The sequence below is a fragment of the Occallatibacter sp. genome (assembly GCF_049510455.1).
Taxonomy (GTDB): domain Bacteria; phylum Acidobacteriota; class Terriglobia; order Terriglobales; family Acidobacteriaceae; genus Telmatobacter.
Map to the genome: position 1 here is coordinate 25,337 of NZ_JBEKYX010000061.1, position 8,740 is coordinate 34,076.

The following is an 8,740-nucleotide window of genomic DNA, read 5'->3' on the forward strand; positions in this document are numbered from 1 at the left end:
AAGCGGTTGCCAATCCTTGCGCAGCCTCATTGTTCAGCCTCATCGCGCAAGGATGGGCAACACAAAAGTAAGCTGTGTCATCCTGAGCGTTTTCAGGCGGAGCGAAGGACCTGCTTTTGTATTTGGTTTCTCGTTCCCTCATTACCTGCTTTTCACCGTCATCGTCTTCGCATCCGCCAGCGGAATCGAATACACCCGTTGCGTCGCCGTCAGCACCAGCAGCGTATTCGTCGCCGGAATAAACCGCGCGGCACGCGGCAAATGATCCAGCGTCACACGCATCACCTCAGCGCCATTCGCCGCGTTGTACACAATCATCTCCTGGTCGCGATTATTCACCGCCAGCAGGCCCATCTTGCCGTCTCCCGCCAGCACACGTCCATAAAACGCCGCCGTCCGCACCCCGTCTGAGACCCGGTACACCACCGTGTTGTTCACGTTCCCATGCACCGCCGCATAGTCGCCATACACCGCAACCCAGCGCGCATCATCGTCCCCCGGCCGTGTCGGTGTATGCAGCACCCGCTGAATTTCCCCAGTACGCGCGTTCACAATCTCCACCAGCAGCCCTGACTGCACCCACTCCTTCATCGTGTCGCTGGTCTTCACCAGCTTGGCCCCATTGTGGCCCTCTTCGCTTTCTCCGGTCTCGGAAAGCAGGTTCGTCACCATCATCAGTGAACCGTCATTCGTCCCATAAATATCCGGCGTATTGTGCGGAAACTTTTTTTGCCACAGCTCCGCGCCTGTGATCGGATCCTGAACATGGAGCACCGTATTCCACGAGCTTCCGGAATTGTTCTTGTCCAGTACTTCCAGTGTTGTGATCACGCCCCCGGAAATCGACTGATACTTTTCGAACTTCGCGCCATCTGTGCTCTTCTTCGTCGCCGGATCAAACGAAACAATCGCACCCGCCTTCTGATGCGCCATCTTCAGCCGCATCAGAATTTGATTGCTATCCGTAAATTTCATTGAGGTGAAAGGCCGCGTCACGGTCACAAGCGAATTGCTGGACAAATCCCACACCACCCCGCGCGAGCCGTTTGAGTAAGCAAGATACTTCCCATCAGGACTGAAATCTCCCGCCGCAATCGGCGAAAGCGGCCGGACAGGCAAATCGACAGCATGTCCCTGAGCCCCTCCCAAATCCTTCACCACAATCTGGCCCATCGGCGTCTCGCTCGCATAGGTCGAGTCATAAACATCCACGGCCGTCATTTTGAACACCGCGGTGGGCTTGCCCGCAGCCGCTTCAAAAAGCACTGCGGGATTATCGCCCAGCGGTCCGACCAGCACATCGTCGCCGTGCGTTGTCTGCTCCAGCCACTGGTCGCCCAGCATAAACTGCCCAAGTTTTTCACCTGTCGGAAAGTTCGCCACGCACACCGGCATCAAAAAACCGCCTGTCTTCTGTTGCTGCGTCTTTCCGCATGTAAACGCAATCTTGTTCGATCCCACAAACGCAACGCGCCCCAGGTAAATGTCGGTCAAAGACCCGCGAAGCGCAATCGGCATCCGGCGATCGAGGTCGTAGGCCAGGGCTTTGCTCGCGCCAGCAACAATCAGCATCGTATGCCCGTCAGGCGTATAGAAAATCCTCACTGACTCCCAATACGGCGGATATTCATCCCACTTCTTGTTTTCGTAGTAAATCTTTTCGCTATCTACATCGATAAACGTCAGGCCAATCCCCTTCTCGCCGGAGTTGATGCACACATACGTCCTCCCGTCCGGCGAAAGACTGTGTACCGGGCAGCCCGTGTAATCGATCAGTTCATGCACGCTCTCCCGCTCATGCGTAGCCACGTTCCACGTTTCCACGCGCATGGAGCCATAGCGGATCGTCACCCGCGTGGAATCAGGCGAAAATTGCGCCGCCTCCGCATTCTCCGCATCAATCGTGAACAATAGCTTGAGCGGATTGCGGCTCAGCACATGCACCGCGCTCTCTTCCTGCGCCAGCACGTAGTTGCCGTCCGGGCTAAAGCGAACCTCGTCCAGCGAAGGCCGGATCGGTGGCGTCAGCACAACAGACTTCAGCCCCGATGTCGCATCCACCTGCCAGTGAAAGGAATCGCCGCGCAGCTTTTTCTGGAAATCCAGAAAGCTCGGCGATGACGAAGACTGTGACGACTTGCATGCCGCCGAAAGCGAATCCGACAACTTGTGCGCCGTTCTCACCCGCGCAATCAGTGACGTATCCGCTCCGCTCAGCGCGCGAAAGAACGAAACACTTCGTCCACGGTTGTCGGAAAGCCGGTCCAGGCTCTGAACAAATGCCGGCGGCGAGTACCCCGCGCGCGCCAGCGCATATAAGCCGACGCTATCAGCCTGCACCTCGGCCTTGTCCGCGTCATCCCAGGTCTCACTGGCTTTGGTCTTCCACGGTGCATTGATCAGCAGTTGCACCTTCTCCGCGATATCCGCTTTATCCGTCACCGCCGTAACGTTCATCAGCGTCTTCAGCTCGCGCGTGAACGTAATAGCCGTCACATGGGTATAAATGTGCCCAATCTCATGCGACAGCACCCCCGCAACTTCATCCTCGCTCCGCGCATCTGTGATCAACTTGCTGCTTACATACACATAACCGCCTGACGTCGAAAACGCATTCGCCTCGTCTGACAGGTACACGCGAAACGTGAAGTGAATCGCCGTCGGCGGCAACTGCGCCAGCAGCTTCTGGCCAATCCGTGCCAGCTCCGCGGAGTCCTTGTCAGGCAGCAGGTAATACTCTGAGTCCTGCTGATCCGCCTGAACCTCCCCCAGCCACTGTTCCTGCTGCTCAGAGAAGATATTCGGCTTGTTGACCTTGTATTGGGGTTCAGGAAGCGTGCAGGCAGATTGCTGAGCTGCAATCGAACCCGCAATGAAAAGAACACACAGGCAAAGAAGCGAACGGGAAACGTACATAGAGTTTTCCAGAAATGGCTTGAAGGATGAGACATCCTAGCACGAAACCGGCAGCACTCTCACTCTCTTTTTGTGGGTCAAAAACAGCAAGGAGTGGGAATACCCCCCCCTAGAATCGCAACGTTCTTACCCACCAATCACTAGGCTTTCAACAGCCTCCTATGCAACTCCTCCAGCAAATGTCCCCGCGTCTCCGGATAAGCAAACAGCACCACGAAGAAGAACTGCGTCGCAGTCAGCACCAGCTAAGTATTCGTCTCAGGAATAAACGTAACCGTCCGAACATAACCATCGCCAACAGATTGAGACAATCTAATGACATAGAGATGACGGCTATCCCGCCTCTAGGGAGTAACATAAGCTGCATCGAAAATATTATTCATGGTGATCTAATGAAATCATTTCGCACGATCTTCGCTAAAGATATGGATGCCGTATCTCTCAAAAGTGAGATGGAGACTTACGGATACGTATTCATCCGAGACCTGATGCCGAAAGAGGACTTGGACAGGCTCCTCAGCGATATGATCGGCATTGCATCAGACGAGGGCTGGATGATCGAAGGGTCCACACCATCGGACCGCATCGCAAATCCCGTCATGGCATGCTTCGATCCAGAGCCAAAATATAAGCAGGCCGCAACTCGCGCGTTCTGCTTGGAGCGACTCCATGCGTTAACGCATCATCCGGTACTGACCGATGTGATGAAGCTACTTGTGGGGCCGCGCCTTTTAGTACATCCCAAGCCCTTTGCACGGATCATCTTCCCGAACTGCGAGCCCGCCCTTTTGCATGCGCATCAGGACAACTCGGGAATTGCAGGAAGCCCCGAAAGCTATACAGCGTGGATGCCGATGCATGACTGCCTGCAGGGACAAGGGACGCTTGAGATCAAGGAAGGGTCGCACCTTTTTGGGCTTCTATGCAACGACGGATACATCAAGCCGGAAACAGCCCCGGGAGGCGATTGGGTTGGCGGGCGGATCGATGCAGGAGATGTGGTAATTTTTCACAGCTTGGCGGTGCATAGATCCACGCTGAGTACCTCCAACCAGCTCCGTTGTTCGGTGGATTGCCGGTTTCAAAGCTATGACGAAGCCGTCTCACCGCTCGAGATCGTCTTTCCCAACCGGGCTAAAGGCGGACGAACCTGGGAAGCCACCTATGCGGACTGGACGCATGAAGATTTGAAGTATTATTGGCGCGATTTGCCTTTGCGTCTAAAGCCTTCTGTGGCCGAGCTGGCCGCGCAGGCGGAGAAGGCTGAAAGTCCTGAAAAGCGACTTCGTTATACAACGATCATGGAACTGATTGAGCAAGAGATTCCCATGCTGGTGTACTGAGCAGACCTGGACGAGTGGAAATCGCCTTCGGCAGAAACTGATCCAGAATCGCAGCGCACCTTCCAGTTCTGTCTAGGCCTTCAACAACTTCCTCTGCAGCTCCTCCAGCGACTGCCCCCGCGTCTCCGGATACGTAAACAGCACCACGAAGAACTGCACCACGGTCATCGCCGCAAAGAACGTAAACGGCGCGCTCCTGCTCACATTCGCCACAACTACCGGAAACACCAGTTGCAGAATCGTATTCATCACCCAGTGGCTTGCATTTCCCACTCCCTGCCCTTTGCTGCGCACCGAGTTCGGAAATACCTCGCCGATATACACCCAGATCACCGCGCCCTGGCTCAGCGCAAAAAACGCAATGTAAGTCACAAACAGCCACACCAGCGCCCCTGAATGCGCGCCAGTGATAAACAGCCACGAAACCGCAGCCAAACAAGCCGCCGTACCCACCGCTCCAATCAGCAGCAGCGTCTTGCGCCCCAGCTTGTCGATGAATCCCATGCCCACCACGGTAAACACAAGATTCGTAAATCCAATCAGAATCGCCTGCCTGTCACCGGAGATCAGCGTAAACCCCGCGCTCGTAAAAATACTCGGCAGGTAATACAGAATCGAGTTGATTCCCGAAAGCTGATTGAAGAGCCCAATCGTAATTGCCAGAAACAGCGGATAGCGATACTTCCACTGAAACACCGGCTCCCGCTCCGAAGCATGTTCCTGCTTCAGCGCCATGCGAATATCTTCGAGTTCCCCCTCGGGATTCGGATCGCCCATCAGCTTCAGAATCGACAGAGCTTCATCGATCCGGTTCTGCGAAACACTCCACCGCGGGCTTCTCGGAATCCCGAACAGCAGTATCAGAAATCCCACCGCCGGAATCGCCGCCACGCCTACCTGCCAGCGCCACTCATTGGCCCCCAGCCCCAGCGTCCGAATGTAGTAATTCGACGTGTACGCAATCAGAATTCCCAGCACAATATTGAACTGAAACGCACCCACCAGCCGCCCACGCCACTTCGCCGGCGCCAGCTCGGCAATATATACCGGCCCCAGCACGCTCGAAGCCCCGATCCCAAGTCCGCCGATGAATCGAAACACCATCAGCACCGGCCAGTTCCATGCCAGCGCGCTTCCCACCGCCGACACAATGTACAGAACCGCCGTAATCCGCAGCGTCTCGCGTCCGCCCAGCCTCTGTCCCGCATGCCCCGCGCCCAGTGAGCCAATCACCGTCCCAATCAGCGCAATCGCCACCGTCCAGCCCTTGCCGCTCGGGCTCAGGCCGTACAGCTTCACCAGCGCGTCAATCGCACCGGAAATCACCACCGTGTCAAAGCCGAAAAGAAGCCCGCCCAGCGCTCCCGTCAGCGTAGCCTTCATTAGGTTCAGGTTCGGTCGCATCGCTGTCCTTCAATTTTTTGATATTTGCTCACCGTTTGGTAACGATACCAACCCATCCTACTGTCTCAATGCAAAAACTGTCACCGTGAGCAGCACATAATGATACGTTTCTGCTTTTCGTGCATTGTCTCTGTAGCCCACCGTCTCAATGCAATTAGTTTTATCCACAATCCACGTTTTTTCACTCGCCGCCCGATTACACTTACCGCAAATCCTGCATCTAATCGCGACAGGATTCCTACGCTCGCTCGGGCTAGCATTTCAGATTTTTAAAATATTTGTGAGGTCAACTCCCAGATGACTATAGTTTTCACGCATAAAACAGCCTTTCTGCGCCTCGCGGCAATCGCACTTCTTGGCTCCGGCATTCTCAGCGGTCAGTCCACTCCGGCCAAGCCCGCTACTCCGCCGCCCCCTGCGGACGTCCTGGTGCTCGCCAACGGCGACACCCTCCACGGCAAGCTCCTCAAATCCATCGGCGGTTCCGTCACCTTCCACAGCGACATGGTGGGCGACGTCACCGTCACCTGGGACAAGATCAAGGAATTGCACTCCAACCAGCAATTTTCCGTCATTGCAAAGGGCGTCGAAATAACGGGCAGAAAGAAAGCCTCTATTGTTCCTAGCGGCACCCTCGACGTCGAAGACAACTCCGTCAAACTCACCGGCTCCAACGCTCCCGCGCCCATCCCGGTAGCCAACGCCGCTTTCATCGTAGACAAGCCCACCGTGGACAAACTGATCGGTCGCGAACCCGGCTTCTTTGATGCCTGGGACGGCTCCGTCACCGCCGGCGCCACCATCGTCAACGCTTCCACCAAGGCCTACACATATTCCGCCGGCGCAAGCTTCATCCGCACCGTGCCTAATGTGCCGTGGCTCACCACGCGCAACCGCACGGCATTCAACTTAGCCGCCTCGTATGGCCAAATCAACCAGCCGGCCTACACCGACAACACCACCTCGCCACCCACCGTCGTCCCCGTCAACAGTATTAAATCCGGGATCATCCACGCCGATGGCGAGCGCGACGAGTTCGTCTCCCCACGCATCTTTGTACTCGGCCAGTTCGCTCTCGATCACAACTTTTCGCTTGATCTCCACCTGCAGCAGATCTACGGCGGCGGTCTCGGCGTCACCGTCCTCAAGACTCCCAAACAGGAGCTCGATCTCAAGGGCACCGTGCAGTATGAAAAGCAGGACTTCACCAACGCTCCCGGTTATAACCTGGTCGGCTCCACCTTCGCTGCCGCTTACCAGCTCAAAACCAAATTCTTAAGCTATATCCAGGCCGCTAGCTACATTCCTGCATGGAACGAGACAAGCGCCTGGAGCTTCAACGAAACCAATGCCGTCACCTTCCCGGCCTACAAGAATCTGAGCTTCTCCATCGGCACCCTCGACACCTACCTCAACAACCCACCGTCGACCCTGCCGCCCACCCTGAACAATTCTTTCCAGTTCACCTTCGGCCTGACCTACGCCATCAAGTCCAAGTACTACTGAGGACCGGCCACAGCGAATAATCAAAATGTGCGCCTGGTAGGCCGGGGCTTCAGCCCCGGCACCACTCAAACTCCAAAATCCTCATCCTTCGATTCGTTTCACGCTTCACGTGAAACGAATCGAAGGATTTACTTTTCTTCTACTATCCTTGTCGTCTGCTAACTGTAATTTGCTTTAGTAAACCGATAAACCTAGCCACCAGCACCCCTGATCCGGTACAGTTTCTTGCGTCCCAAAGATTCCCGGAGGATCAAGACCGTGCCGCACTCCCGCTCGCCCTTTGCAGCATTCCTGCTCGCCCTGCCGCTATTCGCCGCCGCGCAAACACCCAAATACCTCGATCCCAAACTCCCCGCAGCCGAGCGCGCACACGATCTCGTCTCCCGCATGACCCTCGATGAAAAAGCCTCGCAGCTTGAGGACTGGGCCACCGCCATCCCGCGCCTCGGCATCCCCGATTACCAGACCTGGAATGAAGCCCTCCACGGCGTAGCCCGCGCCGGCTACTCCACCGTCTTCCCGCAAGCCATCGGCATGGCCGCCACATGGGATAGAAACATGGTGGAGACCATGGGCGACGTAGTCTCAGAGGAAGCCCGCGCCAAGTACAACCAGGCGCAGCGCGAAGGCAATCACCGCATCTTTTACGGTCTCACCTTCTGGTCGCCCAACATCAACATCTTCCGCGATCCCCGCTGGGGCCGCGGCCAGGAGACCTACGGCGAAGACCCCTACCTCACCGGCCAGCTAGGCATCGCCTTCATCGGCGGCGTCCAGGGCCCTGACCCACTCCACCCCCGCGCCATCGCCACCAGCAAGCACTTTGCCGTACACTCCGGCCCGGAGCAGCTTCGCCACGGCTTCAACGTCGATCCCTCCAACCACGATCTCGAAGACACCTATCTGCCCGCCTTCCGCGCCACTGTCACCCAGGGTCACGTCGATTCCGTCATGTGCGCCTACAACTCCATCGACAAGTTCGCCGCCTGCACCAACCAGATGCTTCTCAAGGACCACCTCCGCGACGCATGGGGCTTCAAAGGCTTCGTCGTCTCCGACTGCGGCGCCATCGTCGATGTCTATCAGGGCCACAAGCAGCAACCCGACATCGAGCACGCCGCCGCCGAATCCCTCAAAGCCGGCACCGATCTCTCCTGCTCCATCTGGACTCCCGGCTTCAACCGCCTCGCCGACTCAGTCAAGCAGGGCCTCGTCACCGAAGATCTGGTCACGCAAGCAGCCGAACGCCTCTACACCGCCCGCTTCCTGCTCGGCCTCTTCGATCCGCAAGGATCGAATTCCAACGACAAAATCGCTTTCTCTGTCACAGCCGGTGAAATCAACCGCGCCAAGTCCCTCAAAGCCGCCGAAAAATCCATCGTACTTCTCAAGAACGACGGCATTCTCCCGCTGAATAAGCCAAAAAAGATCGCCGTCATCGGCCCCACCGCCGACCAGCTCACCTCCATCCTCGGCAACTACGTCGGCACGCCCCTCAACCCAGTCACTCCGCTCGAAGGCATGGCTCAGCAATTCAAATCCACGCCCATCCTCTACGCGCAGGGTTCCAC

At 56.7% G+C, this 8,740-nt stretch carries 5 protein-coding genes; 3 read left to right on the forward strand and 2 right to left on the reverse strand.

Going from position 1 to position 8,740, the window contains the following annotated elements; genetic code table 11:
* Positions 1 to 141 precede the first annotated feature (141 nt).
* Positions 142 to 2,916, reverse strand: a complete 2,775-nt coding sequence (locus tag ABSG47_RS12825) for a M48 family metalloprotease (protein ID WP_424170085.1) — start codon at positions 2,914 to 2,916, stop codon at positions 142 to 144.
* Between the two features lie 161 nt (positions 2,917 to 3,077).
* On the opposite strand from ABSG47_RS12825, the gene ABSG47_RS12830 reads away from it, so the two are divergent.
* Positions 3,078 to 4,259, forward strand: a complete 1,182-nt coding sequence (locus ABSG47_RS12830) for a phytanoyl-CoA dioxygenase family protein (RefSeq protein ID WP_424170086.1) — start codon at positions 3,078 to 3,080, stop codon at positions 4,257 to 4,259.
* A gap of 72 nt (positions 4,260 to 4,331) precedes the next feature.
* Here the strand turns inward: ABSG47_RS12830 and ABSG47_RS12835 are convergent, their stop codons facing one another.
* Positions 4,332 to 5,663 carry a sugar porter family MFS transporter gene (locus ABSG47_RS12835; RefSeq protein ID WP_424170087.1) on the reverse strand — a complete coding sequence of 444 codons (1,332 nt, stop codon included), beginning with the start codon at positions 5,661 to 5,663 and terminating at the stop codon, positions 4,332 to 4,334.
* A 297-nt stretch (positions 5,664 to 5,960) separates the two neighbouring features.
* Here ABSG47_RS12835 and ABSG47_RS12840 point away from each other — a divergent pair, with 297 nt between their 5' ends.
* Positions 5,961 to 7,169, forward strand: coding sequence for a DUF481 domain-containing protein (locus ABSG47_RS12840; protein WP_424170088.1), 1,209 nt, complete (start codon positions 5,961 to 5,963; stop codon positions 7,167 to 7,169).
* Positions 7,170 to 7,427: 258 nt separating this feature from the next.
* On the forward strand, positions 7,428 to 8,740 hold a 1,313-nt coding region (locus tag ABSG47_RS12845), incomplete at its 3' end, for a glycoside hydrolase family 3 protein (RefSeq protein ID WP_424170089.1).